The sequence below is a fragment of the Longispora urticae genome (assembly GCF_053902585.1).
This window is the reverse complement of the sequence record NZ_JAQZSH010000028.1, coordinates 82,583-108,063: the sequence shown is the minus strand read 5'-3', so window position 1 is coordinate 108,063 and position 25,481 is coordinate 82,583. Positions and strand designations below refer to the sequence as shown.

Sequence of the window (25,481 nt, the reverse complement as noted above, 5' to 3'; positions counted from 1 at the left end):
GCCGGCTACGCGTTGCGGACCCGGGCCCGCGCGTACCCCGCCACGGCCACCGCCGTCCACGCCACCATGTGACCGAGCGTCACCCCGACCGTGCCCGGCCCGGCACCGTGGGCCGCGTCCCGGGCGGCGGCCATCACCGGCGGCACCAGGAACGCCACCGGTGACCCGTTCCGGCCGAGGATCAGCGCGAGCGTCACCCCGCCGACCAGGACCAGGACGCCCAGTCCGACGCTGCGGGTCACCGCCCGGCTCGCCCACGCCCCGAGCGCCACGGCCGGCGGCACCGCCAACAGGTGCGTCCACAGGCCCACGCCGATCGCCGGCCCGAGCCCGTCGGGCAGCGTGACCAGCCCGAGGACCAGGGGCGCGGCGAGCAGCGGCGGGATGAGTGCCAGCCCGGCCCCCAGCGCCGCGAGCAGCCCGGCCGCCCCCTCCCGGCGCGCGCCGACCGCGATCCTGGTCAGGTACCGCTGCCCGTCCGGTTCGACGTCCAGCAGGGCCTTGGTCTGCCAGGCGAGCAGCCCGAACAGCGCCAGCGCGGACGCCCCGAACGAGTTCGCCGCCGGGGCCGCCCCGCCGCTGTAGATCAGGCCGTAGACGACGAGCGCGCCGAGCAGGGGGCCGAGGGCGACCTGGCTGCGCACGTACCCGGTGAGTCTGGTGCGGATCAGCGGGATCATCGCGGTCGTACCCCCAGAACGTCGTGGCCCTGGGCGCGCAGGGCGGACACCGTACCGGCCGCGTCGGCGGCGGGCACCTCGATCTCGATCACGCACCGCGCCGGATCGTCCCCGTCGGGGTGCACCCCCTGGTCGCGGACCGTCCAGCGCTGGGCGACGGCGAGCCGGGCGATCTCGCCCCGGTGGTCGCTGACCAGCACGATCCCGCCGGCCCCGGCGACCTCGCCGACGATCAGGGGGATCTCGGCGCGCACCACCGCGTCCAGGCCCTCCCAGGGTTCGTCGAGGACCAGCAGCCCCGGCGGCACGAGCAGCGCCTGGGCCAGCCCGACCTTCTGCGCGGACCCCTTGGACAGCTGGCCGAGCCGCACGTCCAGGAACGCGCCGAGATGCAGCCGCTCCGCCCAGTGCGCGACGGCCCGCCCCGCCGCGTCCGCGCCGAGTCCCCGGATCCGGCCCGCGCCGACGAGGTACTCCCGGGCGGTGAACGGTTGGGCGGCGGGGAAGCGTTCGGGGACCCAGCCGACGACGGGCGGCCGGTCGGCGACCCGGCCCCGGTCGGGACGGAGCACCCCGGCGCACACGGTGAGCAGGGTGGACTTGCCGGCGCCGTTGCGGCCGAGGACGACGACGGCCTCACCGGGGCGCGCGGTGACCGAGACGCCGTCGAGGACCCAGGGGCCGGAGCGCGCGTAGCGGACGCTGACATGGTCGAGCAGCATTCGCCCGACAGTACCCCCGAAACCGCTCTGTTTCCGCCCCGCGATCGGCGACCCCTGTGGACACTGCCGCCGCCCACGGATCGGCCCGGGGGCCGTCGGCGCGGCGCCGGGCGGATCACCGGGTTCTCGTCCGCCGCTCGGCCGCGCCGGGTGCCGCTCCGCCGGCGTTCAGTCCAGAACGACCCGCAACGCCAGACGGGTACTCGTGTGCGCCACCCCCGCGGTGTCCTTCAGCGCCCGGATCAGCGCGTCCAGGGTGGCCGTGTCGGGCACCCTGGCCCGGATCAGGTAGTCGCTGTCCCCGGTGACGTGGATGACCTCGGTGACCCCGGGCAGCCGCACCACCGCGTGCTCGAACCTCTCGGCCGTCGTCTCCGGCCGCAGTCGCGCGTCGATGAGGATGACCAGCCCGGAGTCCGTGACTGCGGCCCGGTCGACCAGGGTGGTGAAACCCCGGATCAGGCCGGTACGCCGCATCTTGCGCACCCGGTCGGCCACCGCGTTGGCGCTCCGCCCGACCCGGCGACCCAGATCGTGGTAGGAGATCCGCGCATTCTCCTGCAGGGCGTCGAGGATCTCGCGGTCTGTGGCGTCCACACCGCGATTCTCGCAGGATCCGCCGATATCCGCGAGCACTCCGGCGGTGGCCCGCCCGATAGTGGGGCCATGAGCGCATGGTGGTCGATGGCGGTGGCGGGCGGAGCCGCCGGGTTGGGTGTGGCGGTGCCCCTGGGCGGGGTCGGGGTACTGCTGCTGAAGGAGGGCATGCTCGGTTGGCGGCGCGGCCTCGCGGCGGCGGCGGCCGTGGCCTGCGTGGACGGGGCGTTCGCGGCGGGCGCGGTCCTCGCCGGCTCGGTGGTCAGCGGGGTACTCGCCGGACACGAGCGCCCGGTCCGGTGGTGCGCGGCCCTGGTCCTGGCGGTGGTGGCCGTCCGTGGCCTGCTGGCGCTGCGCCGCCCCGAGAGCGGACCGGCCCCGGAGCCGCCGGCCTCGCGGATCTTCCTCCGGTTCGTCGGCCTGACCGCGGTCAACCCCACCACGATGGTGTACTTCGTGGCCCTCGCCGCGGCCCTCCGGGGTCGGATCGGCGGCGGGGCGCTGCTCGGCGCGTTCGTGGCGGGGGTGCTGCTCGCGTCGCTGGTCTGGCAGGTGGGGCTGGCCATGGTGGGGGCGACGGCGGGTGCCCGGCTGGGTCCGAGGGCCCGGCGCTGGACGTACATCCTGGGCAACGGCCTCGTCCTCTGTTACGCCGCGCTCCTGGCCACGTCCGGCTAGCCGGTCACGTGCCCCCGGTGCCGGCGACCCTGTGTGCCACGCCCGGCCGGACGGACCGGGTCAGGCCGTGCCCGCCTGCGGCGCGCACCCGGCCGCGTCCAACCAGCCGGTCACGGACACCGGCGCCAGCGACCCTGCGTGCCACGCCCGACCGGACGGACCGCAGCAGGCCGTGCCCGCCCTGCCACCCTGCGGCGCGCGCACCCGGCCGGCCCCGGCGCTCAGGCCACGTCGTCGAGGAAGTCGTGCTGGGCCGCGCGCAACCGGTCCACCTCGCGGTCCGCCCCCGGCGGGCACACCCGGTGCAGCTCCGCCCAGGCCCGGGCCAGCTCCCGGCGGGCCGCCGACAGCTCGGCCCCGTGCTGCCGCCGCAGGTCGGCCCGCAGGGTCTCGCACCGCCGGGCCCACCCGGCGGAACTCGCCGCCGCCCGCTCGGCGGTGACGCGCGCCTGCTCCCGGGCCGCGTGCACGTCGGCACCCGCCGCCGCCGCCAACTCCCGGACGGTCCGCAGCTCCTCGGCCGCCGCCCGCACCTGTCCGGTGGCGGCCCGGGCGTGCTCGGCCGCCGTCCGGGCGCTCTCCTCGGCGACGGCGACCCGCCGCTCCAGCTCCGGGATCCGCCGGTCGTCCGCGCGGGGGACGGCCGCCGCCCGCGCGACCGCCAGCGGCACGAGCGCCGCGAGCGGCTGGTTCGTGCGGTCGTCCACGATGACCGTCACCTGCCCGGCGGCCCGGGCGAGCGCGGCCAGGTGCGGCAGGCGCATCCGGACGTCGCGGAGCGGCAGGGTGCGGCCGACGTCTTCGGCATCGGCGGCGAGTGCTGCGTTCTCAGCCATGCGCCCAGGGTGACATCAGGGTCTGACAATTCCTCCGGACTCCGGCCGGCGGGAGGTCCGGTCCGCGCGACGTGTTCTCCGGACCCCCGGCCGGCGGGGAGCCCGCTCGGCGCGGCGCGGTCCGCCCCGCCCGGTCAGAGCGCCCCCACGTCCAGCCGGCTGATCCGCCCGTCCGTCAGCTGGAAGTGCCAGAACGTGGGCATGTCCCACTGGTCCGAGTGGAACGTCCCCGTCAGGTGCCGTCCGCCGCCCTCCTCGCGGTCCACGTGCAGCCGCCCGTGGAAGCGGAAGATCTCCCGGTCCGCCCACGCGGCCAGGGACTGGGGCTGGCCGTCGTCGGTGAGTTCGGCCCCGGGCGCGAAGGCCGCCAGGAACGCGTCCCGGTCGCCCTCGACCATCGCCTCGACCACGCCGCGCACCACGGGGTCGGTCAGTCTGTCGAGATCCATGCGTACCCCCGTGCTGGTGTCCTTTCTCCCGATTGTGCGGGATCACGGGGGTCCGGAGCACGGGAACGGCGCCGAAGATCCGCCCCGGTTCCCGCCGGTCCGCCACCGCGCCGGCCGGCGGCCGGGTCGTCCCGTGCCCAGTTCCCGATAGTGCGGGACCGGGCCTGCCGACCAGCCCTAACCTGCGGATATGACTGACACCACCACCCGCGTCTGGCCCGGCCTGCGCTATGCCGACGCGCCCGCCGCCCTGGACTTCCTGGTCCGGGCGTTCGGCTTCGTGGAGACCGCCCGGTACCCCGGGGCCGAGCCCAACTCGATCGGGCACGCCGAACTGCGCTGGCCGGCCGGGGGCGGCGTCATGCTCGGCTCGGTCCGCGCCGACAGCGTGATCCGCGACCTGTCCGCCGGGGCCGGCTCGGTCTACGTCGTGGCCGACGACGTGGACGCCCTGTTCGACCGGGCCCTGGCCGCCGGGGCGACCGTGGTCCGGGAGCTGAAGGAGGAGGAGTACGGCTCGCGGGGCTTCACGGTCCGCGACCCCGAGGGTGTTTACTGGAGTTTCGGTACCTATCAGGGGGAATGACCGTCCAGGCCGTGGAGCGTGCGCCCCGTGGCCGGCTAGAGTCTGGGGTGACTGGCCGACGGACATCGGGGGAGGGCTCATGGCGCAGGAGCACGGTGCTGTTCCGTGGCGTCCGTTCACCCTGGCCAACGGCATCACCTTCCTCCGGCTGCTCGGCGTGCCCGTCTTCCTCTGGCTGCTCCTCGGCCCGGACCGCCACGACATCGCGGCGGTCGTGGTCCTCGCGGTCGGCGGCTCGACGGACTGGCTCGACGGGTACGTGGCCCGCCGGATGGGCCAGGTCAGCCGCCTCGGTCAGCTCCTCGACCCGGTGGCCGACCGGCTGTACATCCTGGCGACCCTGATCGCGCTCACCGTCCGTGACGTCGTGCCGTGGCAGTTCACCGCCGGCCTGCTGGCCCGCGAGGTCGTCCTCGGCGTCGGCCAGCTCGCGATCCGGCGGTACGGCTACCCGCCGTTGCCCGTGCACTACGTCGGCAAGACCGCGACGTTCGTGCTGCTGATGGCGTTCCCGACCCTGCTGCTGGCCGCCGCCACGACGGGTACGACCCACACCTGGGCGTACGCGGCCGGCTGGGCGACCGCCCTGTGGGGCCTCGCGCTGTACTGGCTCGCCGCCGCCTTCTACTTCTGGCAGATCGCCGGCCTGATCCGGGCGGCCCGCGCCGAGGTCGGGGCATGAGCCCCGCCGACCCGGCCCCGTCCGGCCGCGACATCGCCGCGTCCCGGGCCGCCGCCCCGGTCGAACCGCCCCGGGCCGCGCCCCCGGGCCAGCAGTTCGGCGGCGACCTGCTCACCGAGATCTTCAACAACTCGATGGACCCGGGGTACGCGGACGCCGCCGAGAAGGGCCGCCGCGACACCCCGCTCGGCGTGGCCGGCCGGGTGCTGGCCCTGGCCGCGATCGGTTTCCTGCTGGCCGTCGCGTACCTGAAGGTCGTCGCCGACACCCCCGCCACCACCCAGGCCCGCGACAAGCTCGTCGCCGACGTCAAGCGCGACCAGGCCACGGCCGACCGGCTCGAGACCGACGCGGAGAAGCTCCGCGACGAGGTGTCGGGCATGCGCGACCAGGCGTTCCGCGAGGCCGGCGGCGACGCGAAGTACCTGCGCGACCTCGAGGCGGTCACCGGGCTCGGCCGGGTCCGGGGCGACGGGATCGTGGTCACCGTGGGTGACGCCGAGAGCGCCAAGGACCCGGTGACCGGCAAGCCGAAGGCCGAGAACAGCGACGGCAAGATCTACGACCGGGACCTGCAGAAGATCGTCAACGCGCTCTGGTACGCCGGGGCGGAGGCCGTCACCATCAACAACCAGCGGATCTCCGGCCGGACGACGATCCGCGCGGCGGGCGGGGCGATCCTGGTGGACTTCAAACCGGTCGACGGTCCGTACCGGATCTCCGCGATCGGGCCGTCCGCGATGCGCCGGACGTTCGACGCCACCCCGGTCGCGAAGCAGTTCCGCGCCCTGGCCGGCAAGTACGGCCTGGTGTTCGGGGTGAAGGAGACCGACGGGATGACGTTCGCCGCCGCCGGTGATCCGCAGCTGCGCCTGGCCCGTCCGGTACCGTCGCCGAGCCCGAGTCCCACACCCAGCACGACCCCGTCCGGAGGTGGCCGTTGATCGCGGTGCTCGCCCTGATCGCCGGAGTGGCGTTGGGCCTGATCCTGAAGCCGACCGTCCCGGTGGAGCTCCAGCCGTACCTGCCCATCGCCGTGGTCGCGGCGCTCGACGCCCTGTTCGGCGGCCTGCGCGCCAAGCTGAACAAGATGTTCGACGACCGGCAGTTCATCATCTCGTTCGTGTCGAACGTGCTGGTGGCCGGCCTGATCGTCTTCCTCGGCGACCAGTTGGGCGTGGGCGGGCAGCTCGCGACGGGCGTCGTGGTCGTCCTCGGGGTGCGGATCTTCAGCAACGTGGCCGCGATCCGCCGACACTTCTTCAAGGCCTGACCGTGGCCGACGACGAACCGGTCGAGGGCACGGCACCTCCGGGCGGCGGCCCGGCCCGGCCCCGGCGGAAGCCGTCCCCGGCCGCCCGCGGGGGCTCCGGGTCCACCGCTCCCGCGGCGGGCCCGGAGCGGTCCACCGCCGACGCGGAACCGACCTCCCCGGTGCGACCGACCGAGTCCGAGCCCCATACCGAGGCCGAGCCGCCCACCGACGCGGCTCCGACCGCCGAGGCGCCGCCGATCGACGCCGAGCCCCGCACCGACGACCCGGAGCCCGGCCCGCCGGCCCGGGGCGCCCCGGACACCCCCGGCCGCTCCCCGACGAGCCGCCGCCTCTCCGGCGCCCTGATCGCCCTCCTCCTCGCCGTGGTCGGCTTCGCCGTCGTCATCCAGGTCCGCAGCAACGCCACCGACGAGGGCCTGTCCAGCGCCCGCCAGGAGGACCTCGTCCGGATCCTGGGCGACCTGGACTCCCGCCAGGAGCGGCTGCGCACCGAGCTGTCCGCACTGGAGGAGAGCAAGCGGCAGCTGACCTCCGGCGCGCAGAACAAGGAGGCGGCGCTGGCCGCCGCGCGCGCCCGCGCCGACGAACTGGGCATCCTGGCCGGCACCCTGCCCGCCCAGGGACCCGGCCTGGACATCCGGGTGACGGTCGGCAGCAAGCCCGTGCCGGCGTCGACGATCCTGGACGCCATCGAGGAACTTCGCGGTGCCGGGGCCGAGGCCATGCAGATCACCGGCGCGAACGGCGCGTCGGTGCGGATCACGGCGTCGACGTACTTCGTGGACGACGGCGGCCGGCTCAACGTCGACGGGTCGAGACTGGACGCCCCGTACGCGATTCTCGTGATCGGCGACCCGCAGACGATGCGAGCCGCGCTCAACATCCCGGGCGGGGTAGTCGACACCGTCAAGCGGGCTGACGGTAACGTCGTTGTCTACGAGCCCGGTGTGGTGCGGGTGACCGCGCTGCGGCAGGTCAGCACGCCCCAGTACGCTCGGCCTGTCTCATGATCGAAAGGAACGCACGGTGATTCCCGAGGACCTTCGCTACACGGCCGAGCACGAGTGGGTGCGCGCGACCGGCGACACCTTCCGGGTGGGCATCACCCAGTTCGCGCAGGACGCGCTGGGCGACATCGTCTACGTCGACCTCAAGGAGGCCGGCGAGGAGCTGGCCGCCGGAGACTCCGCGGGCGAGGTCGAGTCGACGAAGAGCGTGTCGGAGATTTATGCTCCGGTGTCCGGTACGGTGACGGCTCGCAACGAGGCACTCGCGGACGCGCCGGATCTGATCAACACCGACCCGTACGGCGAAGGTTGGCTCCTGGAGATCAGGCCGACCGATCCGTCCGTGCTGGACTCACTGCTCGACGCCCCCGCGTACCGCAAGCTGACCGAGCAGTCCTGACCGTAGTGAGACGTCGGCGGGGCCCCAGCCCCGCCTGGCCAGATCCGTGAGGTGGTCCGATGACACGTTCTGATGACGAGTACCCCCCGCTCGATGTGACGTCGACCCTGAATCTCGGCGCGATAGATGACGCGCTGGCCTCAGACGACGAGGTCATGCCCGCCCGGGTCTCCGGCTCCCTGCCCCCGGGCACGGCGCTGCTGGTGGTCCGGCGCGGCCCGAACGCCGGGGCGCGCTTCCTGCTCGACCACGATGTGACGACGAGCGGTCGGCACCCCGACAGCGACATCTTCCTCGACGACGTGACCGTGTCGCGTCGGCACGCGGAGTTCCAGCGGGAGGGCGGCTACTTCACCGTCCGGGACGTGGGCAGCCTCAACGGCACCTACGTCAACCGCGAGCGCGTCGAGGCCGTGACGCTGAGCAATGGCGACGAGGTCCAGGTCGGCAAGTTCCGGCTGGTCTTCATCGCCGGTCCGCGCCCGGACGAGGAGGTCGGCGGGGCGTGACGAAGTCCGGGAGCGCCGCGGCGGCGGACCTCGGCGCTCAGGCTCAGGGCCTGATGAGCATCGGCGAAGTTCTTTCCCAGCTCCGCGCGGACTTCCCGGACATCACGATCTCCAAGCTCCGGTTCCTGGAGACGGAGGGCCTGGTCGAGCCGTGCCGTACCGCCTCCGGGTACCGGAAGTACTCGTGGGGGGACCTGGTCCGGCTGCGCTTCATCCTGACGGCGCAGCGCGACCAGTACCTCCCGCTGAAGGTGATCCGCGAGCAGCTCGACGCGGGCGCGCACGAGATGACGTTGCGGCTGGTGACGGCCGACGAACGCGCGGGCGTCGAGCTGCTGCTCACCCGGGCGGAGCTGCTGGTGCGCACCGGGCTGGACGAGGAGTGGCTGCGCGGCGTCGAGCAGTACGGGCTGCTGGCCGCGCGCCCCGACGGGCGGTACGAGCCGGAGGCCGTGGAGGTCGCGACCGTGGTCGCCCAGCTCGGCGAGCACGGCCTGGAACCCCGGCACCTGCGCGCCTTCCGGGGCGCGGCGGACCGGGAGATCGGCCTGTTCGAGCAGGTGGTGGCACCGATGGCGCGGCAGCGCAGTCCGGAGGCCCGGGCGCGCGCGGCGGAGACGTTGCGGGAGTTGGCGGCCCTGTCGCTGCGCCTGCACGCCGCCCTGTTGCAGGCAGGTCTGCGGGGGAGCGCGGGCGGGTAGCCTGAGATAGAGACGGCGCGTACGGACGGCGCGCCGCCGGCAGGGCGGAAATGAGGGCTGGCGTGCACGAGTTGAACGTGGTCGGGGTGCGGGTGGAGTTGCCCACCAACCAACCGATCGTGCTTCTCAAGGAAGCCGGTGGCGAGCGTTACCTGCCGATCTGGATCGGCGCCGTGGAGGCCACCGCGATCGCGTACGAGCAGCAGAGCGTCAAACCGCAGCGCCCGTTGACCCACGACCTGCTCAAGGACGTGCTGGCGGCGTTGAAGGCCCCGTTGCAGGCCGTGGAGATCACGGAGCTGCGGGACCAGATCTTCTACGCGGACCTGGTGCTCGGCGAGGGCGTGCGGGTCTCCGCCCGGCCGAGTGACGCGATCGCGTTGGCGCTGCGTTCCGAAGCCCCGATCCGGTGCTCGGAGCAGGTCCTCGCGGAGGCCGGGATCGTCATTCCGGACGCGCAGGAGGACGAGGTCGAGAAGTTCCGGGAGTTCCTCGACCAGATCAATCCGGAGGACTTCGAGTGACCCGCATCCAGTCACTCATTGTGATTGACTGGGCACGGGGAGCGCCTCGCCGACTGTGACGGACATCGCTTCGGCGTGTCGTTCGTTCCTGGGACCCCGATCCCCAATGTGGGCTATAGCGTGGCGGTTGGCACGACAAGCCGGGGGAGGTGGTCGCAGTGGACGAGCGGTTCTCTGAAGGGCCCGGAGCGGGAGTTCCCGACGCCGGGGACCCTGTCCAGACCGGGACGTCCCAGCACGCGGGCGACCCCGTGCAGGGTGTGCTCTTCGACGGTGGCGAGCTCGGCGACGACGGCTCCGTGGGATACCGGGGCGTGACCGCCTGCACCGCCGCCGGCATCACGTACCGTCAGCTCGACTACTGGGCGCGCACCACCCTGGTGGTGCCGAGCATCCGTCCGGCGGCCGGTTCCGGCTCCCAGCGGCTCTACTCGTTCCGCGACATGGTCGTCCTCAAGGTCGTCAAGCGCCTGCTGGACGCCGGGGTGTCCCTGCAGAACATCCGCAAGGCCGTCGACGCCCTGCGCTCCCGCGGGGTCGACGACCTGGCCCGGATCACGCTGATCTCCGACGGCACCACGGTCTACGAGTGCCGTTCCCCGGAGGAGGTCGTGGACCTGCTCCAGGGCGGCCAGGGCGTGTTCGGCATCGCGATCGGCGGCGCGTTCAAGGAGATCCAGGGCACCCTGGCCCACCTCCCGTCGGTGCGGGCCGAGGTCGAGCGCCCGGCGCCCCTCGCGCTCACCCACACGGACGAGCTGGCCGCCCGCCGGGCCCGCCGCAGCGCGAGCTGAACCGCAGCCCGCTCAACCCCGAGCAGTAGATCAACATCATTCGATGATTACGAGTGTGCGCCCGACCCCGCACGCGCCGGTTCGTCCGGGGCCGCCCGGCCGCTCGCCCCGATCGCGACGGCGGCCAGTGCCACCCCGACCCCGATCACGGTGTTGACGGCCAGCTGGTGCCCGGGGGCGGGCGCCACCAGGTCGAGGACGACGGCCCCGACGAGCTGACCGGCCACACTGCCCAGCGCGAACACCAGCACCCCGGTCGCGCGCACCACGGTCGCCGCGATCGCGATGAACAGGATGCCCAGCGGCCCGCCGATGTACAGCCACGGCGCGGTGGGCACCGTCGTCGGCAGTCCCCGCACGGAGACGACGACGGCGGCGACGAGGACCAGCGCCACCGTACCGGCGAGGAAGTTCACCAGGGCCGCCGGCAGCGCCGCCCGGGCGGCCTCGCGGACCCGGCCGTTGACGGCCTGCTGCCAGGCGATGGCCACCCCGGCGACGACCGCGACGGCGGCCAGTCCGATCCCCGACAGGCTGTCCACCCGGTCGGCGACCGCGATGGTGACCGCGACGAGGGCGACGCCGGCGCCGATCAGCCGGCGGCGGGTGACCGGCTGGGCCGCGGCGGGCCCCAGTCCCGCACGGTCGACGAACAGGCCGCTGGCGAGCTGGCCGCCGACGACGGACACGCTGAACAACGCGACCCCGAGGCTGGCGACGGTCAGGCCCTGGGCGGCCACGAGCAGCGCCCCGCAGGTGCCGCCGAGCAGGTGCCAGAACCGCAGCTCCCCGGTCCGCAGGGCAGCGCGGATCCGGCCGAGGGCCCGCCGGCCGGCCGGGAACGTCGGGACGAGCAGCAGGAGCAGGACCAGGCCGGAACCGAAGGAGAACGTCGCGGCGGCCACCCCGTCGTGCAGCTGGTGGCCGAGTTCTCCGTTCACCCGGGCCTGGACGGCCATGGCGGCGCCGCAGAGCGTGGCGAGGGCGATTCCGAGGGGGCGTTGCATTCCCTTGATCCTGCCCGACCTGACGGCGCGGCGGCGTTCCTTGCGAGGATGTTCACATGGCTACCTTCCCCTCATACGACGGCACCGTGCTCGCCTACCACGAGAAGGGCGACGGGCCGCCCCTGGTGTGCGTGCCGGGCGGCCCGGCCCGCGCGTCGGAGTACCTCGGCGACCTGGGCGGACTGTCCGCGCACCGCCGGCTCGTCATGCTCGACAACCGGGGCACCGGCGACTCGGCCGTGCCCGCCGACCCCGCGACGTACCGCAGCGACCGGCTCGTCGACGACGTCGAGGCGCTCCGCGCGGCCCTCGGCCTGGAGACGATCGACCTGCTCGGACACTCGGCGAGCGGCGCGGTCGCCCTGCGGTACGCGGCCCGGTTCCCGCACCGCCTGCGCCGCCTGGTGCTGGTGGCCCCGGGGCTGGCCGAGGTGGGCCTGGCCGCCACGGACGAGGAGCAGGGCGCGGTGATCGGGTCCCGGTCCGGCGAGCCGTGGTTCCCGGAGGCCCTCGCCGCCCTGCGGACGTGGCTCGGCGGGGAGGACAGCCCCGCGCTGACCCTCGCCCGGTCCCCGTTCTTCTACGGCCGGTGGGACGAGCGGGCCGCCGCGCACGTCGCGTCGGGCGAGCGGCAGCGCAACCCCGAGGCCGCCGAGCTGTTCTCCGCCGAGGGCGCGCACGCCCCGGCGGAGACGGTGCCGGCCCTGGCCAAGGTGGAGGCCCCGGTGCTGGTCCTGGCCGGCGCGCTCGACCCGAGCCCGGTGGTCCGGATCGCCGGGGAGGCCGCCGACCTGTTCCCGAACGGCCGGCTCGTCGTCCTGCCGGGCGGCGGCCACTTCCCGTGGCTGGACGACGAGGCGGCGTTCGTCCGCGCGGTGGAGGACTTCCTCGCCGCCTAGCCGGACCGGCGCCCGTCCGCCGCCCGGCCCGTCCGCCGCGCCGCCGGCCCCGGCGTCCGACCGTGCGCGTGCCGCCGGGTCCCCGAAGCGGGGGATCCGGCGGCACGCGGACCGCCCGGCTACATGGGCACGCCGAGCGGCGCCCGGCAGAACGCCCCGCCGACCTGTACCAGGTCGGGTTCGCTCGACCAGTCGGGCTCGGGCTGCCCGGCGAGGACCTTGTCCGCGTACCCCTCGGCGTCGTCGACCGGGTGGTAGCCGATCTCCTCGCCGGCGGCCAGGGACCACCACCGCCGGGTGTTGGCGCTGACGCCCCACACGGCCCGGTACCCGGTGAGCGGGGTGGTCAGCGCCGCCTCGACCAGCCGGCCGCAGTCGTCGGGGGACAGCCACGTCGCCAGGGACCGCACGTTGAACGGCTCGGGGAAGCACGACCCGATCCGCAGCGCCGTGACGGTCATCCCGAACCGGTCCGCGTACAGCTTGCCGAGGGCCTCCATGGCGGTCTTGGAGACCCCGTAGTAGGTGTCGGGGCGGACCTCGACGTCGGCGGGCATGTCGCCCTCGCCGCGCTCCTGGAACCCGACCGCGTGGTTGGAGGACGCGAGCAGCACCCGGGGCACCCCGGCGAGCCGCGCGGCCTCCAGCACGTTGCGGGTGCCGTCGATGTTGACCCGGAGGATGTCCGCCCACGGCCCCTCGACGGAGACGCCCGCGAGGTGCACGACGGCGTCGACCCCGGCGCACGCGGCCGTCAGCGCGTCGAGGTCGGTGATGTCGGCGGTGCGGATGTCCTCGGGACCGTCCTCGACCGGGGCGAGGTCGACGAGTCGCAGGGTGTGGTGGGCGAGGCGGGTACGCAGCATCCGCCCGACGGAACCGGCCGCGCCGGTGATGAGCACATGAGTCACGACTCCGAACACTACCTGCGGCACTGCCAGGAGGTCGCGTCGTCCCGATTGGTGAACTCCGCCCGGGCGTCGGCGCCGTACTGCCGCCGGCAGGCCGCCGTGAGGTCGGTGTCGTAGAGGAACAGTCCGAGGGAGTCCGCGCACGCCCAGTTGTCCACGGCCGCGTCCGGCCCGTGGGCGGCGCGCCGGAGCCGGGCCTGCCCGCCGGTGGTGGCCGCGCAGTGTCCGGGGATGTCGGGGGCGCCGAGCACGGTGACCGTGGGGGCGGCGCTGGTCGGCGGTCCGCTGGTGCGCGGCCCGGACCGGCTGGGCGTGGGGCTCGGCGACGGTGACGCGCTGGGGGTCGGCGCCCCGGTGGTCGCGGTGGCCCGCCGGGTCGCGGGAGCCGCCTCAGGGGTGGACGTCGGCAGCACCGGACCGGGGCGCTCGTCGGTGCGGGTCGCCGTCCACAGGCCCACCCCGGCGAGCAGGACGATCACCCCGCACAGCACCACCATCGCGTACCTGCGCCGTGGTCCCCGGGTCAGCCCCAGCTCCACCGTGTCCTGGCTCGACGCGACGGGCAGCTCCCGGGTGGCGCCCTCGCCGGCGCCGGCGTGCTCAGGGGGCAGCCAGGGCGCGACACGCAGCCGGCTGCCGGGACGGTCGTCGGGGGTGGACATCCGGTTCCCTTCGTGGTGGGCAGGGATGCAGCGTACGGAGTCCAACGCCCGCGTCGGGCGGGGGGACACGGTGTTGAGAATGATTTAAGGGTCTTTCCAGGGATAACCCTGTTCACTGGTTTCCGGACACCCTATGTTCATATCCATCGGATCCGGACGATGTGGCGTCTGTGATGACGACCACGGGTGGACGACCCCTCCGGTCCCCGGGCCGCGTCCACAGTGGTGCACCGGTCGGCGGTCACCCCCCTCTCGGCGGGGCGGCCGCCGACTTCTTTCCGGGACTGTCCGCGCGGCTCGGGCCACGAGCCGGGCACCCGGATCGGGCACCCGACCGAACGTGCGGGCGGCGCTCCCGGCTCAGCCCGCGAGCAGCGTGTCGAGGTGCCGGCCGAGGACGGCCCGCTGGGTGTCGGGCGGCAGCCGGTCGGGGTGCAGCACGGCGTTGACGGCCAGGCCGTCGAGCACCGCGCACAGCCGTTCGGTCTCCAGTGCCGGGTCCAGGCCGCCGACGAGCCGGCCCGCCGCGTCGGCCCGGGCGAGGACGCGCCCGACGATGGTGCGCATCCCCTCGTACAACGTGAGGGCTCTGGGGTGTAGTTCCGGTCTGGTCCTGGCCGCCGTGACGAAGGCCAGCCAGACGACGATCTCGTCCCGGCGCGCGTCGTCGAGGGGGAGGAACTCGCCGAGCAGGTCCTCGACGTCCCGGCGGCGCACGGGGGCGGTGCCCCGGGCCGGGTCGTTCAGCCGCTCGACGTGCGCCAGGATCCGGGCGGTGACCCGGTCGGTGAACTCGTCCAGCGCGAACAGGGTCAGTTCGGTGTGGCCGGTGAAGTAGTGCCGGACGGAGCCGATCGCGAGGCCGGCCTCGTCGGCGATGGCGCGCAGGGTCGCGCCCTCCAGGCCGTCGCGGCGGATCACCCGGAACACGGCGTCGGTGACGGCGAGCCGGCGGGCCCCGGGGTCGACGATCTTCGGCATGGTCTTTTATAGCATGCCTGTGCTATTTTATTTGGCATCACCGTGCTAAATAAGGGGGAAGTCGTGGGTTCCTGGATCGTGCCGGCCGTCGTGGCCGTCGCCGTCGTGGCCGTGATCGTCAAACGCCTGGTGGGGGAGCCGCTCAACGCCCGCGACCTCGCACTGCCGCCCCTGGTCCTGGTCGGGATCGGGGTGTACACGGTGGCGAAGGTCGACCACCTGACCACCCTGGACCTCGCGTGGACCGTCGGCACCACCGTCGTCGGTCTCGCGTTCGGGGCCGTGCGCGGTACGACGGTCCGGCTGTTCACCCGCGACGGGGTGCTCTGGCAGCGGTACTCCGGCTGGACGTTCGCCGTGTGGCTCGGTTCGCTCGCCGTGAGCCTGGGGCTCGGCTGGCTGGCGGTGGCCGCGGGCACGAACGCTGCGGCCCGCCCGATCACGCTGTCCATCGGGGTGAGCCTGCTCGGCGAGCTCGCCACCCTGGGCCTGCGCGCCCTGGCGACCGGCGTGCCGTTCGCGCCCGACCGGCCCGGCGCGGGGAACCGGCTGTTCGGGACCGGCGGCGGGCAGTCCGGCCCCGCCCGGCGCGACCCGCTGTCCGGGGTTCTGGACGCGCTCCGGACCGCGCGGACCCCACCGCCGGCAGGGGAGAACCCGTCCCTGCGCGAGGCGGCGGCCCGGCTGCGCGCCCGGACCCGCGACTGAGCCGGCGCGCCCTCCCGGGGCCCCGCCGCCCAACCCGCGCGCTGTCCGGGCCCCTGTCGCCCTACCCCTGCGCGCCCCCGGGGCCGTGCCGCCCAGCCCCTGCGCGTCAGCCCGTGACCGTCACCGTCCGCAGCACCTCGGCGCGCCCCTGCCGCCCGAACAGCCAGTTCTCGGCCCAGCGGCGCAGCCCGCACGGCCAGTCCATCCCGCACAGTTCGCACACGGCGAACTCCTCGTGGCTGAGGTGGCAGGCGTACTCCTCCAACGCGATGGAGGTCAGCTCCGCGATCACCTCGGGGGTGTCCTCCGGAGGTTCCCCCTCGTCGCACCGCGCGTCTTCCTCGCCCATGCCGCCCACCGCCCTCACGATTCGGCCCCATTGTCCCTGACGCGCCCGCAACAGGCGGGTGACGGCACTATTCGACACCATGGCCGGAAATCGTCCGCCACCGCACCGCCGCCGCCGGGAGCGGGTGTGCGCCGACCCAGGTCCAACGAGCCGTGCGGGCTACCGGGGACGATGCCGGCACGAACTCGAACGCCGGCTCGGACCGCCGGCCCCGCGGAACGCCCGCGGTGGGAGGCGGCCAGGCCGCCGGCCCCGAGGAGGACCGCGGCGGCAGGTGGCCGGTCCTGCGGACGCGGTCGGGCCCCGCGGGACGCGGTCGGGCGGTCGGGACGCGGTCAGGCGGCCGGCCCCCGGAACGCCCGCAGGATCCGCTCGGCGGCCAACGTCGGCGTCACCGTGCCCTCGACGACGGCCCGCTCCAGCTCGGGTGCCAGCGCCACGACCCGGGGATCGGCGCGCAACTCGTCCAGCAGCCGGCTGTGCACGGTCGCCCACACCCAGCCGACCTGCTGCCGCCGCCGCCGGGCCGCCAGTTCCCCGGACGCGGCCAGGGTGTCCTGGTGCCGGACGACCTGTTCCCACACCGTGTCCAGCCCGACCCCGGTCAGCCCGCTGCACGTGAGGACCGGCGGGTCCCAGCCGTGTTCGGGGTGCCGGAGCAGCCGGAGCGCCCCGGCGAGTTCGCGGGCGGCCGAGCGCGCCGCCGCCTCGTGGTCCCCGTCGGCCTTGTTGACCGCGAGGACGTCGGCGAGCTCCAGTACCCCCTTCTTGATGCCCTGGAGCTGGTCTCCGGTGCGGGCGAGGGTGAGCAGCAGGAACGAGTCCACCATGTCGGCCACGGTCGTCTCGGACTGGCCGACGCCGACGGTCTCGACGAGCACGACGTCGTAGCCGGCGGCCTCCAGGATCACCATGGCCTCGCGGGTGGCCCGCGCGACCCCGCCGAGGGTGCCGGCGGTGGGGGAGGGCCGGATGAAGGCGTGGTCGTCGGCGGACAGCCGGGTCATCCGGGTCTTGTCGCCGAGGATGCTGCCCCCGGTCCGGGTCGACGACGGGTCCACGGCCAGCACGGCCACCCGGTGCCCGAGGCCGGTCAGGTGCGTGCCGAGCCCGTCCACGAACGTCGACTTGCCCACGCCGGGTACCCCGGTGACGCCGACCCGGCGCGCGCTCCCGGAGTGCGGGGTCAGCGTCACCAGCAGTTCCTGGGCGAGCGCCCGGTGGTCGGCCCGGGTGGACTCGACCAGGGTGATGGCCCGGGCGATCCAGGACCGGTCGCCGGCCAGGACCCCCCGGGCGTACTCGTCAACGGTCGGCATCGCTTACCGCTCGGTGTGGCCGAGCTGCGCGGACAGGTCCCGCAGCAGGTCCAGCGCCGCGTCGGCGATCACGGTCCCGGGCGGGAAGATCGCCGCCGCCCCGGCCTCGCGCAGCTCCGCGAAGTCCTGGGAGGGGATGACGCCCCCGACCACGATCATGATGTCGGGCCGGCCCAGGGCCGCGAGTTCCGCCCGCAGCGCCGGCACCAGGGTCAGGTGCCCGGCGGCGAGGGAGGACACGCCGACGATGTGCACGTCGGCCTCCACGGCCTGCCGGGCGACCTCGCCGGGGGTCTGGAACAGCGGGCCGACGTCCACGTCGAAGCCGAGGTCCGCGAACGCCGTGGCGATCACCTTCTGGCCGCGGTCGTGCCCGTCCTGGCCCATCTTCGCGACGAGGATCCGGGGCTGGCGGCCCTCGTTCCCGGCGAACAGGGCGGTCGCGGCGCGCACCTTCTCGATGTTGGACACTGCTCCGGCCTCGGCGCTGTACACCCCGGAGATGGTACGGATCTGGCCCGCGTGCCGCCCGAACACCTTCTCCAGCGCGTCGGAGATCTCGCCCACGGTGGCCATGGCCCGCGCGGCGTCGATCGCGAGGGCGAGCAGGTTCGCGTCGCCGCGCGCCCCCTCGGTCAACGCGTCCAGGGCAGCCTGGACCACCGAGGGGTCCCGTTCGAGGCGCAGCCGGCGCAGCTTCTCGATCTGGCTGGCCCGGACCTGCGCGTTGTCCACCTTGAGCACGTCGATCGGCTCGTCGGCGTCCGGCCGGTACTTGTTCACCCCGATCACGGGTTGCCGGCCGGAGTCGATCCGCGCCTGGGTGCGCGCGGCGGCCTCCTCGATCCGCAGCTTCGGGATGCCCTCGTCGATGGCCCGGGCCATGCCGCCGGCCTTCTCGACCTCCTGGATGTGCGCCCAGGCGCGCTCGGCGAGATCCTGGGTGAGCCGCTCCACGTAGTCGCTGCCGCCCCACGGGTCGATGACCCGGGTGGTGCCGGACTCCTGCTGGAGGAGGAGCTGCGTGTTGCGGGCGATCCGGGCGGAGAAGTCCGTCGGCAGGGCCAGGGCCTCGTCCAGGGCGTTGGTGTGCAGGGACTGGGTGTGCCCCTGGGTCGCGGCCATCGCCTCGATGCACGTCCGGGCCACGTTGTTGAACACGTCCTGGGCGGTCAGGGACCAGCCGGACGTCTGGCAGTGCGTGCGCAGGCTCAGCGACTTCGGGTTCTTCGCCCCGAACTCCCGGACCAGCTTCGCCCACAGCAGCCGACCGGCGCGGAGCTTGGCGACCTCCATGAAGAAGTTCATCCCGATGGCCCAGAAGAACGACAGCCGGGGGGCGAACGCGTCCACGTCCAGGCCGGCGTCGCGGCCCGCGCGCAGGTACTCGACCCCGTCGGCCAGGGTGTACGCCAGCTCCAGGTCGGCCGTCGCGCCCGCCTCCTGGATGTGGTACCCCGAAATGGAGATCGAGTTGTACCGGGGCATGTGCTCGGACGTGTACCGGAAGATGTCCGAGATGATCCGCATCGACGCCGTGGGCGGGTAGATGTAGGTGTTGCGGACCATGAACTCCTTGAGGATGTCGTTCTGGATGGTCCCCGACAGCTGCTCGGGGGCGACACCCTGCTCCTCGGCCGCGACGATGTACAGCGCCAGGATCGGCAGCACCGCCCCGTTCATCGTCATCGACACGCTCATCTTGTCCAGCGGGATGCCGTCGAACAGCTGCCGCATGTCGTAGAGGGAGTCGATGGCCACGCCGGCCATGCCCACGTCCCCGGCGACCCGCGGGTGGTCGGAGTCGTAGCCCCGGTGGGTGGCCAGGTCGAACGCGACGGACAGCCCCTTCTGGCCGGCGGCGAGGTTGCGCCGGTAGAACGCGTTGGACGCCTCGGCGGTGGAGAACCCGGCGTACTGGCGCACCGTCCACGGCTGGGTCACGTACATCGCCGGGTACGGCCCGCGCAGGTAGGGCGCGATCCCCGGGTAGGTGCCCAGGAAGTCCAGGCCCTCGGTGTCCGCCCCGGTGTAGACGGGCTTGACGTCGATGCCCTCGGGGGTGCGCCAGACGGGTTCGGCGGCCGGCGTCCCCGGCGCCGGGGTGGCCGCCCCCAGCTCGACGGTCGAGAAGTCGGGGATCATCGGGCCACTCCCAGGTCGTCGAGGGTCGAGTCGCACACGGCGACGGCGTCGCAGCCGGCGTACAGGTAGTCGGCGACCTGCTCGGAGGTGCCGCGCTTCCCGGCGAGCCACACCCGGGTCGCGCCGGCCGCCCGGAGCGCCCCGGCGGCCGGTCCGGCCTGGTCGGCGTACAGCTTGTCGCTGGAGCACAGGCAGGCCACGGTCGCCCCGCTGGCCGCGAAGTCGGCGACGTCGCCGGTGACCGTGCCGATCCCGCCGGCCGCGAACAGGTTCGCCGCGAACGACGCCCGCGCGGTGTGCGCGGACACCGGCCCGAGGGTGGCGAGGAAGACCGTCGGCCGGGTCGGGTGCGCGTCCGCCCTGTCCCGCAGCGCCTCGAAGTCCTGCGCGTACCGCACCCGGGGCAGCCCGCCGCCCCGGGGAACGGGCGCGGGGTCGCGGACCGGCAGCTTCTCGTCCAGGTTCGGGAACTCGCTGACCCCGGTGATCGGGTCCTTGCGCCGGGCGATGTTGGCCCGCCGCGCTGCCCAGGTCGCGGCCAGCCGGTCGGCGACCAGCCCGTCGAGGGCGTCGGGCATCCCGCCGGCCCGTTCGATCTCGGTGAACCAGTCCCACGCGGCGTTCGCCAGGTCCTCGGTCAGGTTCTCCACGTACCAGGACCCGCCGGCCGGGTCGGCGACCCGCGCCACGTTGGACTCCTCGACCAGCAGCGACTGGGTGTTGCGGGCGATCCGCCGGGTGAACCCGTCCGGCAGCCCGAGCCGCGCGTCGAACGGCCGCACGGTGACCGCGTCGGCCCCGCCCACCCCGGCCGCGAACGCCGCGAGGGTGGTGCGCAGCATGTTCACCCATGGGTCCCGCGCCGTCATCATGGCGTCGGAGGTGACCGCGTGCTGGCGCTGGCCGCGCGCCTCCGGAGCGGCCCCGCACACCTCGGCGACCCGGGACCACAGCCGCCGGGCGGCGCGCAGCTTGGCGATGGTGAGGAACTGGTCGGCGGTGGCCGCGTACCGGAACTCCAGCTGCCCGAGGGCATCCTCGACGGACAGACCGCCCCCGGTGAGCGCGCGGAGGTAGGCCACGCCGGTGGCCAGGGCGCAGCCCAGCTCCTCGGCGTCGGATCCGCCCGCGTCGTGGTAGACGGTCGCGTCGACCGTGACGGCCCGGGTGCCCTCGGGGCAGCGCCGCGCGAGGTAGGCGAGGTCCAGGTCCACGGCCTGCCCGGTGCGGGCGCGCAGCCCCAGCGGGTCGGCCCCGAGGTTCCCGCCGGGCGCGACCTCCCGGTTGGCGGTGAGCGCGAACCACGCCTCGGCGGCGGCGAGGGTGTCGGCCCCGGCGTCGAGGACCACGGGCGCGAGGTCGAGCAGGACCCCGTCGAGGACCTGACCCAACGCCGGGACGGGTACGCCGGCCGGGCCGAGCACCAGCCAGACCGAGGTGACGCCGTTCTCCAGGTCGGCCAGTACCGCCTCGCGGGTCACCGCCGGGTCCGGGTGCTCGTGCCGCTGCCGCAGGTCCCAGCCGCCCCCCGTGGCCCGGGTGCCCCGGGTGAACGGCGCGGCCCCGGGCAGCCCGGTCGGCGGCGCACCGTCCTCCGCCGTGTACAGGGGCGCGATCCGCACCCCGTCGTACGTGGTCGTGGCCAGTATCCCCTCGACCTGGTCGAGGGGGGTCTCCTCATCGGCCTTGCCCAGTTTGCGCAGCACACCGGCGGCGAGGTTCCGCCACTCGTCACGCGTCGCCGTGGGAAAGCCGGTGGCCAGGAGAAGCTCGTCGGGACGCACCGTCATGAACGGATGTTAAGGCCGGGCCACCGGTCACCTACGCGCGAGTAGCCGATTGTGAGAATGTCCACCCGCGTGTCGCCCCGTCCCGGGCGCGCCGGTCCGCCCCGCACGTCCGCCGGTCGACCATCCCCGTCCGGCCGCCGGACGGTCGTCCGGGCGCGCACAGGTCACCCCGCGCGGCCGCTCCCGGGCATAATTCCGGCATGACCGTGATCTTCGAGCGCACCGTGCCCATCCTGCGGATCTTCGACGTCGCCAAGGCGCACGAGTTCTACGTCGACTACCTGGGCTTCACGGTCGACTGGGAGCACCGGTTCTCCCCGACGGCCCCGCTGTACACCGAGGTGTCGCGCGGGGCCCTGGTGCTGCACCTGTCCGAGCACCACGGCGACGGCACCCCGGGCACGGCCGTGTACGTCGAGCTGACCGGTGTCCGGGAGCTGCACGCGGAGCTGCGGGCGAAGGCGTACCCGTCGCTGAATCCGGGTCTGGAGGACGACGAACTCGGTCTGTCCCTGACGCTGCTCGACCCGTTCGGCAACCGGTTGCGGCTGAACCAGCGGCACATGCCAGAAAGGTGAATCTTTTTCCTCTACTCTGGACCTGGGGCGCGTACGAGCGATACCTTTCGATCTCCTGACGGGATCGGAGTACACCGTGCACCCTCGGCGCAGAGACGTCCTGCTCGGCGCGGCCGCACTGACCGCCGCGACCCTGCTGCCCGCCGCCCCTGCTGCGGCCACGCCCAGCTCCCCGACCGCGACGGGCCTCGCCGCCCCGGCCGACTGGATGTCCCCGCTCCCCGCGGCCACCCCGCTGTGGAAGCTCACGATCCCCGGCACCCACGACACCTGCGCCCTGTACGGCGGCCCGGTCGCCCAGTGCCAGACCCAGTCGGTGCCCGCCCAACTGGAGGCCGGCGTCCGCTTCCTGGACATCCGGTGCCGGGCGACCGGCGGCTCGTTCGCGATCCACCACGGGCCGGTCTACCAGAACCTGATGTTCGGCGATGTGCTCGTGAGCTGCTGGAACTTCCTCGCCGCACACCCCGGCGAGACGATCCTGATGCGCGTCAAGCAGGAGTACTCCTCGGTGTCCGACGCCGAGTTCGGCGCGATCTTCACCGACTACCTGGACCGTCGGGGCTGGCGGGGCCTGTTCCGCCTCGACGACGGCCTGCCCGCGCTCGGCGACGTCCGGGGCCGGGTCGTACTGATCGGGGACAACGGCGGGATCGGCGGCATCCGCTGGGCCGGCCCGTTGATGGACCTCCAGGACGCCTGGGACGTGCCGACGGTCTTCCACCGGAGCCAGAAGTGGGGGCGGGTCGCGACCCAGCTCGACCGGGCGGCGGCGAACACGGCCCCGAAGCTGTTCGTCAACTTCGCCAGCGGCAGCAGCGCCGGCTGCTACCCGGACGCGGTCGCCTCCTACGTCGACCCCCGGCTGCGGGACAAGGTCGCCGGGATGCCCGCCCACACCCCGCTGGGCATCGTGGTCACCGACTTCGCCGACCGCTTCACCCCGACCCTTCCGTCCCTCCTGATCACCCACAACGAATAACCCTTTTCCGGGTACCGGGACCCACGCGTGGCCCGCTGGCGCCGGGCGGTGTCCCAGGGGTGGCGCCCGGCCGCCCCTGAGCCCGTGGTGCCTGGGCGCGCGGAGCCATGCCACCCCGGGCCCCTCTCCGCCATCCCGGCCGTAAGGTGGGCCGGGTGACCGAGACTGCGGGCCTGCGCGCCGAGGTGGCCGCCGACGGCCTCGCCACCCTGACCATCGCGCGCCCCGAGAAGCGCAACGCCCTCACCCTGGCCATGTGGTCGGCGATCCCGGGCCTGCTCGCCGACCTGGCCGCCGACCCCCGGGTCCGGGTCCTGCTCGTCACCGGCGAGGGCGGCACGTTCTCGGCCGGTGCGGACATCGCCGAGCTCCTGGAGGTCTACGCGGACCCGGAGCGCGCGGACGCCTACCACCGGATCAACGTCGCCGCCGAGGAGGCGCTCGCCGCGTTCCCCCGCCCGACGATCGCGGTGGTGCGCGGTTCCTGCGTCGGCGGCGGCGCCCAGCTCGCCGTGGCCTGCGACCTGCGGTTCGCCGAGCCGGAGGCCCGGTTCGGGATCACCCCGGCGAAGCTCGGCGTCGTGTACCCGGCGGTGCCCACCGCGCGCCTGACCCGGCTGGTCGGCCCGGCCCGCGCCAAGTACCTGCTCTACTCGGCCGAGCTGGTGCCCGCCGGGCGCGCGCAGGACTGGGGGCTGGTGGACGAGGTGGCCGTGGATGTGGACGCCCGGGCACGGGAGTTCGCGCTGCTCCTGGCGTCGCGGTCCCCGCAGACCCTGGGCGCGGTGAAGGCCGTGGTCGACGCGGTGGTGTCCGGTGGCGACCCGCGGGCCGCGGTCGAGCCGTGGGAGAAGCGTTCCCGGACCGGCCCGGACGTGCCGGAGGGGCTGGCCGCGTTCGTCGAACGCCGCCAGCCCCGCTTCGAAGGCTGATCTCAGCTGCCGCCTGACAGACCCCCCATGTCGATCACCCCTTGACCCCCGTCAGCGTGACCCCTTCCACGAACGCCTTCTGGGCCAGGAAGAACACCAGGATCACCGGCGCCATGACCAGCACGGTCGCGGCCATCACCAGGTTCCACTCGACGTGGTGCATGCTGCGGAACGACGCCAGGCCCAGCGACAGGGTCCAGTTCGCCTCGTTCTCGCTGGTGTACAGCAGCGGGCCGTAGTAGTCGTTCCAGGCGTAGAAGAACTGGAACATGGCCGTGGCCGCGATGCCGGGCTTGGCCATCGGGAGTACCACCTTCAGCAGCGTCTTCCACTCGCCGCACCCGTCGACCCGCGCCGCGTCGAGGTACTCGTCGGGGATGGTCAGCAGGAACTGCCGCAGCAGGAAGATCGAGAACGCGTCCCCGAGCAGCATCGGGATGATCAGGGGCCACAGGGTGCCGGTGAGGCCGGCCTTGGCCCACATCAGGTACAGCGGCACGGTCACCACCTGCGGCGGCAGCATCATCATGCAGATCACGGCCATGAACATCGTCGTGCGGCCCTTGAACTTGATCTTCGCCAGGGCGTACGCCGTCGGCACGCTGGCCAGCAGCATCGCGAGGGTGGCGCCGCCCGCGTACATCACGGTGTTGAGCAGGTACCGGGGCATCGGGGTCTTCTGGAACACCTCGATGTAGTTCTCCGGGTGCCAGGACGTGGGCCAGTAGTTGGCCGTCATGGCCTGGTCGCCGCTCATCAGGGAGGTGAGCACGATGAACACCACCGGTCCGAGGAACATGATGGTCAGGGCGATGCCGATGCTGTGCTGGGCGATCCACACGAGTCGGGTCTTCACGAGGCACCTCCGAGGAACGCCTTGTTGCGGCGGAGCAGGATCACGGTGACGGAGAACGCGACGAGGAACAGCACGACGGCCAGGGCGTTGGCGTAGCCCATCGCGCCGTAGCGGAACCCGACGACGTACAGCCACAGCGGGTAGGTGAACGTCGACTCCTGGGGGTAGCCGAAGGTGGAGCTGATCCCCCCGCCCGTCGTGGCCTGGTCGGAGGCGACGCTCGCGGCGACGGCCGCCTGGGTGAAGTACTGCAACGTCGCGATCGTCGTGGTGATCACCGCGAACAGGATCACCGGCGAGATCGTCGGCAGGGTGATGTGCCGCATCTTGTGCCAGGCGTTCGCGCCGTCGAGCTCGGCCGCCTCGTACTGCGCCTTGGGCACGTCGAGCATCGCCGCCAGGAAGATCACCACCAGGTCACCCATGCCCCACAGCAGCAGCAGGGTCAGGGACGGCTTGGACAGGTCCGGGTCGTTGAACCACAGCGGCCCCTCGAACCCGAACCACTCGATGACCGCGTTGACCGGCCCGGTCCCCGGCTTGAACAGCGCGACGAACGCGATGGTCGCCGCGACCGGCGGGGCGAGGTAGGGCAGGTAGAAGACGGTGCGGTAGAAACCCGACGCCTGCCGGTACTTGGTCAGCAGGAACCCGGTCAGCAACGCGCCGAGCACCTTCGCCGGCACCATCACCGCGACCAGCCACGCCGTGTTGTACGCCGCCTTCCGCAGACTCGCGTCCTCCAACATGAACTTGTAGTTGTCGAGCCCGACCCACTCCGGGGTACTGAGCAGATCGAACCTCGTGAACGACAGGAACACGCTGGCGAGCAGGGGGTACACGAAGAACACGGTGATCCCGAGGAGCGCGGGGGCGACGAACGAGATCACGGCGAGTCTGCGGCGGGCGGCGTACGTCACG

General features: G+C 73.6%; 31 protein-coding genes. 16 read left to right on the top strand and 15 right to left on the bottom strand.

The features are described from left to right. Nucleotides 1-5: 5 nt before the first annotated feature. The 3 genes from PT931_RS18470 to PT931_RS18460 all read right to left on the bottom strand — a co-directional run bounded on the left by PT931_RS18470 (nucleotide 6) and on the right by PT931_RS18460 (nucleotide 1,999). Entirely contained in the window at nucleotides 6-680 is a 675-nt protein-coding gene (locus tag PT931_RS18470) for a hypothetical protein (RefSeq protein ID WP_456246966.1), read from the bottom strand. Continuing rightward, nucleotides 677-1,402, bottom strand: a complete 726-nt coding sequence (locus PT931_RS18465) for an ATP-binding cassette domain-containing protein (RefSeq protein ID WP_456246965.1) — start codon at nucleotides 1,400-1,402, stop codon at nucleotides 677-679. The genes PT931_RS18470 and PT931_RS18465 overlap by 4 nt, the downstream gene beginning before the upstream one ends. A gap of 168 nt (nucleotides 1,403-1,570) precedes the next feature. Beyond that, on the bottom strand, nucleotides 1,571-1,999 hold the full coding sequence (locus tag PT931_RS18460; protein WP_456246964.1) for an Lrp/AsnC family transcriptional regulator: 429 nt from the start codon (nucleotides 1,997-1,999) through the stop codon (nucleotides 1,571-1,573). Between the two features lie 69 nt (nucleotides 2,000-2,068). Here PT931_RS18460 and PT931_RS18455 point away from each other — a divergent pair, with 69 nt between their 5' ends. After that, nucleotides 2,069-2,677 carry a LysE family transporter gene (locus tag PT931_RS18455; protein WP_456246963.1) on the top strand — a complete coding sequence of 203 codons (609 nt, stop codon included), beginning with the start codon at nucleotides 2,069-2,071 and terminating at the stop codon, nucleotides 2,675-2,677. 221 nt (nucleotides 2,678-2,898) lie between these two features. Here the strand turns inward: PT931_RS18455 and PT931_RS18450 are convergent, their stop codons facing one another. Both PT931_RS18450 and PT931_RS18445 read right to left on the bottom strand, forming a co-directional pair. Then, nucleotides 2,899-3,513: a hypothetical protein gene (locus tag PT931_RS18450; protein WP_456246962.1), complete on the bottom strand. Its 615-nt coding sequence runs from the start codon at nucleotides 3,511-3,513 to the stop codon at nucleotides 2,899-2,901. A gap of 134 nt (nucleotides 3,514-3,647) precedes the next feature. Beyond that, complete coding sequence (locus tag PT931_RS18445) at nucleotides 3,648-3,962, bottom strand: nuclear transport factor 2 family protein (RefSeq protein WP_456246961.1); 315 nt, start codon at nucleotides 3,960-3,962, stop codon at nucleotides 3,648-3,650. A gap of 190 nt (nucleotides 3,963-4,152) precedes the next feature. On the opposite strand from PT931_RS18445, the gene PT931_RS18440 reads away from it, so the two are divergent. The 10 genes from PT931_RS18440 to PT931_RS18395 all read left to right on the top strand — a co-directional run bounded on the left by PT931_RS18440 (nucleotide 4,153) and on the right by PT931_RS18395 (nucleotide 10,441). After that, nucleotides 4,153-4,548, top strand: a complete 396-nt coding sequence (locus PT931_RS18440) for a VOC family protein (RefSeq protein WP_456246960.1) — start codon at nucleotides 4,153-4,155, stop codon at nucleotides 4,546-4,548. Between the two features lie 79 nt (nucleotides 4,549-4,627). Continuing rightward, complete coding sequence (locus PT931_RS18435) at nucleotides 4,628-5,230, top strand: CDP-alcohol phosphatidyltransferase family protein (RefSeq protein WP_456246959.1); 603 nt, start codon at nucleotides 4,628-4,630, stop codon at nucleotides 5,228-5,230. Continuing rightward, nucleotides 5,227-6,174: a DUF881 domain-containing protein gene (locus PT931_RS18430; RefSeq protein WP_456246958.1), complete on the top strand. Its 948-nt coding sequence runs from the start codon at nucleotides 5,227-5,229 to the stop codon at nucleotides 6,172-6,174. Before PT931_RS18435 ends, PT931_RS18430 begins: the two co-directional genes overlap by 4 nt. After that, complete coding sequence (locus PT931_RS18425) at nucleotides 6,171-6,503, top strand: small basic family protein (protein WP_363722644.1); 333 nt, start codon at nucleotides 6,171-6,173, stop codon at nucleotides 6,501-6,503. The genes PT931_RS18430 and PT931_RS18425 overlap by 4 nt, the downstream gene beginning before the upstream one ends. A gap of 161 nt (nucleotides 6,504-6,664) precedes the next feature. Next, complete coding sequence (locus tag PT931_RS18420; RefSeq protein WP_456247116.1) at nucleotides 6,665-7,516, top strand: DUF881 domain-containing protein; 852 nt, start codon at nucleotides 6,665-6,667, stop codon at nucleotides 7,514-7,516. Nucleotides 7,517-7,532: 16 nt separating this feature from the next. After that, a complete protein-coding gene (gene gcvH, locus PT931_RS18415; protein ID WP_456246957.1) occupies nucleotides 7,533-7,913 on the top strand; it encodes a glycine cleavage system protein GcvH in 381 nt (126 codons plus the stop codon). Between the two features lie 59 nt (nucleotides 7,914-7,972). Continuing rightward, complete coding sequence (gene odhI / locus PT931_RS18410; protein ID WP_197002424.1) at nucleotides 7,973-8,422, top strand: oxoglutarate dehydrogenase inhibitor Odhl; 450 nt, start codon at nucleotides 7,973-7,975, stop codon at nucleotides 8,420-8,422. 53 nt (nucleotides 8,423-8,475) lie between these two features. Further along, entirely contained in the window at nucleotides 8,476-9,123 is a 648-nt protein-coding gene (ftsR, locus tag PT931_RS18405) for a transcriptional regulator FtsR (RefSeq protein ID WP_363723330.1), read from the top strand. A gap of 62 nt (nucleotides 9,124-9,185) precedes the next feature. After that, nucleotides 9,186-9,647 (top strand): bifunctional nuclease family protein, encoded by a 462-nt coding sequence (locus PT931_RS18400; protein WP_363722638.1) that lies wholly within the window; start codon nucleotides 9,186-9,188, stop codon nucleotides 9,645-9,647. A gap of 251 nt (nucleotides 9,648-9,898) precedes the next feature. Next, the gene (locus PT931_RS18395; RefSeq protein WP_363722636.1) at nucleotides 9,899-10,441 is read left to right on the top strand and encodes a MerR family transcriptional regulator; all 543 of its coding nucleotides are present in this window, start codon (nucleotides 9,899-9,901) and stop codon (nucleotides 10,439-10,441) included. Nucleotides 10,442-10,488: 47 nt separating this feature from the next. Here the strand turns inward: PT931_RS18395 and PT931_RS18390 are convergent, their stop codons facing one another. After that, on the bottom strand, nucleotides 10,489-11,448 hold the full coding sequence (locus PT931_RS18390) for a DMT family transporter (RefSeq protein ID WP_456246956.1): 960 nt from the start codon (nucleotides 11,446-11,448) through the stop codon (nucleotides 10,489-10,491). A gap of 56 nt (nucleotides 11,449-11,504) precedes the next feature. Here PT931_RS18390 and PT931_RS18385 point away from each other — a divergent pair, with 56 nt between their 5' ends. Continuing rightward, complete coding sequence (locus PT931_RS18385; RefSeq protein ID WP_456246955.1) at nucleotides 11,505-12,347, top strand: alpha/beta fold hydrolase; 843 nt, start codon at nucleotides 11,505-11,507, stop codon at nucleotides 12,345-12,347. Between the two features lie 119 nt (nucleotides 12,348-12,466). On the opposite strand, the gene PT931_RS18380 is transcribed toward PT931_RS18385, so the two are convergent. The 3 genes from PT931_RS18380 to PT931_RS18370 all read right to left on the bottom strand — a co-directional run bounded on the left by PT931_RS18380 (nucleotide 12,467) and on the right by PT931_RS18370 (nucleotide 14,901). Beyond that, complete coding sequence (locus tag PT931_RS18380; RefSeq protein WP_456246954.1) at nucleotides 12,467-13,258, bottom strand: NAD-dependent epimerase/dehydratase family protein; 792 nt, start codon at nucleotides 13,256-13,258, stop codon at nucleotides 12,467-12,469. A gap of 11 nt (nucleotides 13,259-13,269) precedes the next feature. Beyond that, nucleotides 13,270-13,920: a hypothetical protein gene (locus PT931_RS18375; RefSeq protein ID WP_456246953.1), complete on the bottom strand. Its 651-nt coding sequence runs from the start codon at nucleotides 13,918-13,920 to the stop codon at nucleotides 13,270-13,272. A 360-nt stretch (nucleotides 13,921-14,280) separates the two neighbouring features. Then, nucleotides 14,281-14,901 (bottom strand): TetR/AcrR family transcriptional regulator, encoded by a 621-nt coding sequence (locus PT931_RS18370; RefSeq protein ID WP_456246952.1) that lies wholly within the window; start codon nucleotides 14,899-14,901, stop codon nucleotides 14,281-14,283. A gap of 63 nt (nucleotides 14,902-14,964) precedes the next feature. On the opposite strand from PT931_RS18370, the gene PT931_RS18365 reads away from it, so the two are divergent. Continuing rightward, entirely contained in the window at nucleotides 14,965-15,609 is a 645-nt protein-coding gene (locus PT931_RS18365) for a DUF1453 domain-containing protein (protein ID WP_456246951.1), read from the top strand. Nucleotides 15,610-15,715: 106 nt separating this feature from the next. Here the strand turns inward: PT931_RS18365 and PT931_RS18360 are convergent, their stop codons facing one another. The 4 genes from PT931_RS18360 to PT931_RS18345 form a co-directional block, all read right to left on the bottom strand. Beyond that, nucleotides 15,716-15,958: a hypothetical protein gene (locus PT931_RS18360; RefSeq protein WP_363722624.1), complete on the bottom strand. Its 243-nt coding sequence runs from the start codon at nucleotides 15,956-15,958 to the stop codon at nucleotides 15,716-15,718. A gap of 335 nt (nucleotides 15,959-16,293) precedes the next feature. Then, nucleotides 16,294-17,277, bottom strand: coding sequence for a methylmalonyl Co-A mutase-associated GTPase MeaB (gene meaB, locus PT931_RS18355; RefSeq protein WP_456246950.1), 984 nt, complete (start codon nucleotides 17,275-17,277; stop codon nucleotides 16,294-16,296). Between the two features lie 3 nt (nucleotides 17,278-17,280). After that, nucleotides 17,281-19,422 (bottom strand): methylmalonyl-CoA mutase, encoded by a 2,142-nt coding sequence (scpA, locus tag PT931_RS18350; protein ID WP_456246949.1) that lies wholly within the window; start codon nucleotides 19,420-19,422, stop codon nucleotides 17,281-17,283. After that, nucleotides 19,419-21,212 carry a methylmalonyl-CoA mutase family protein gene (locus tag PT931_RS18345; RefSeq protein ID WP_456246948.1) on the bottom strand — a complete coding sequence of 598 codons (1,794 nt, stop codon included), beginning with the start codon at nucleotides 21,210-21,212 and terminating at the stop codon, nucleotides 19,419-19,421. The genes scpA and PT931_RS18345 overlap by 4 nt, the downstream gene beginning before the upstream one ends. Nucleotides 21,213-21,412: 200 nt before the next feature. On the opposite strand from PT931_RS18345, the gene PT931_RS18340 reads away from it, so the two are divergent. The 3 genes from PT931_RS18340 to PT931_RS18330 all read left to right on the top strand — a co-directional run bounded on the left by PT931_RS18340 (nucleotide 21,413) and on the right by PT931_RS18330 (nucleotide 23,704). Continuing rightward, a complete protein-coding gene (locus PT931_RS18340; RefSeq protein ID WP_456246947.1) occupies nucleotides 21,413-21,790 on the top strand; it encodes a glyoxalase superfamily protein in 378 nt (125 codons plus the stop codon). 76 nt (nucleotides 21,791-21,866) lie between these two features. Then, nucleotides 21,867-22,772, top strand: a complete 906-nt coding sequence (locus PT931_RS18335; RefSeq protein ID WP_456246946.1) for a phosphatidylinositol-specific phospholipase C — start codon at nucleotides 21,867-21,869, stop codon at nucleotides 22,770-22,772. Nucleotides 22,773-22,927: 155 nt separating this feature from the next. Beyond that, nucleotides 22,928-23,704 (top strand): enoyl-CoA hydratase/isomerase family protein, encoded by a 777-nt coding sequence (locus PT931_RS18330; RefSeq protein WP_456246945.1) that lies wholly within the window; start codon nucleotides 22,928-22,930, stop codon nucleotides 23,702-23,704. 34 nt (nucleotides 23,705-23,738) lie between these two features. On the opposite strand, the gene PT931_RS18325 is transcribed toward PT931_RS18330, so the two are convergent. Continuing rightward, entirely contained in the window at nucleotides 23,739-24,560 is an 822-nt protein-coding gene (locus PT931_RS18325) for a carbohydrate ABC transporter permease (RefSeq protein WP_363722614.1), read from the bottom strand. Then, a complete protein-coding gene (locus PT931_RS18320; protein WP_363722613.1) occupies nucleotides 24,557-25,480 on the bottom strand; it encodes a carbohydrate ABC transporter permease in 924 nt (307 codons plus the stop codon). The genes PT931_RS18325 and PT931_RS18320 overlap by 4 nt, the downstream gene beginning before the upstream one ends. Between the last annotated feature and the right edge of the window lies 1 nt (nucleotide 25,481).

Excerpts from the sequence above, each read along its gene's own strand:
- PT931_RS18385 (WP_456246955.1), top strand. The coding sequence starts at position 11,505 with ATGGCTACCTTCCCCTCATACGACGGCACCGTGCTCGCCTACCACGAG.
- PT931_RS18340 (WP_456246947.1), top strand. The coding sequence starts at position 21,413 with ATGACCGTGATCTTCGAGCGCACCGTGCCCATCCTGCGGATCTTCGAC.
- PT931_RS18455 (WP_456246963.1), top strand. The coding sequence starts at position 2,069 with ATGAGCGCATGGTGGTCGATGGCGGTGGCGGGCGGAGCCGCCGGGTTG.
- PT931_RS18450 (WP_456246962.1), bottom strand. The coding sequence starts at position 3,513 with ATGGCTGAGAACGCAGCACTCGCCGCCGATGCCGAAGACGTCGGCCGC.
- PT931_RS18345 (WP_456246948.1), bottom strand. The coding sequence starts at position 21,212 with ATGACGGTGCGTCCCGACGAGCTTCTCCTGGCCACCGGCTTTCCCACG.
- PT931_RS18360 (WP_363722624.1), bottom strand. The coding sequence starts at position 15,958 with ATGGGCGAGGAAGACGCGCGGTGCGACGAGGGGGAACCTCCGGAGGAC.
- PT931_RS18430 (WP_456246958.1), top strand. The coding sequence starts at position 5,227 with ATGAGCCCCGCCGACCCGGCCCCGTCCGGCCGCGACATCGCCGCGTCC.
- PT931_RS18370 (WP_456246952.1), bottom strand. The coding sequence starts at position 14,901 with ATGCCGAAGATCGTCGACCCCGGGGCCCGCCGGCTCGCCGTCACCGAC.
- scpA (WP_456246949.1), bottom strand. The coding sequence starts at position 19,422 with ATGATCCCCGACTTCTCGACCGTCGAGCTGGGGGCGGCCACCCCGGCG.
- PT931_RS18375 (WP_456246953.1), bottom strand. The coding sequence starts at position 13,920 with ATGTCCACCCCCGACGACCGTCCCGGCAGCCGGCTGCGTGTCGCGCCC.
- PT931_RS18465 (WP_456246965.1), bottom strand. The coding sequence starts at position 1,402 with ATGCTGCTCGACCATGTCAGCGTCCGCTACGCGCGCTCCGGCCCCTGG.
- meaB (WP_456246950.1), bottom strand. The coding sequence starts at position 17,277 with ATGCCGACCGTTGACGAGTACGCCCGGGGGGTCCTGGCCGGCGACCGG.
- PT931_RS18470 (WP_456246966.1), bottom strand. The coding sequence starts at position 680 with ATGATCCCGCTGATCCGCACCAGACTCACCGGGTACGTGCGCAGCCAG.
- PT931_RS18435 (WP_456246959.1), top strand. The coding sequence starts at position 4,628 with ATGGCGCAGGAGCACGGTGCTGTTCCGTGGCGTCCGTTCACCCTGGCC.
- odhI (WP_197002424.1), top strand. The coding sequence starts at position 7,973 with ATGACACGTTCTGATGACGAGTACCCCCCGCTCGATGTGACGTCGACC.
- PT931_RS18445 (WP_456246961.1), bottom strand. The coding sequence starts at position 3,962 with ATGGATCTCGACAGACTGACCGACCCCGTGGTGCGCGGCGTGGTCGAG.
- PT931_RS18390 (WP_456246956.1), bottom strand. The coding sequence starts at position 11,448 with ATGCAACGCCCCCTCGGAATCGCCCTCGCCACGCTCTGCGGCGCCGCC.
- ftsR (WP_363723330.1), top strand. The coding sequence starts at position 8,476 with ATGAGCATCGGCGAAGTTCTTTCCCAGCTCCGCGCGGACTTCCCGGAC.
- PT931_RS18440 (WP_456246960.1), top strand. The coding sequence starts at position 4,153 with ATGACTGACACCACCACCCGCGTCTGGCCCGGCCTGCGCTATGCCGAC.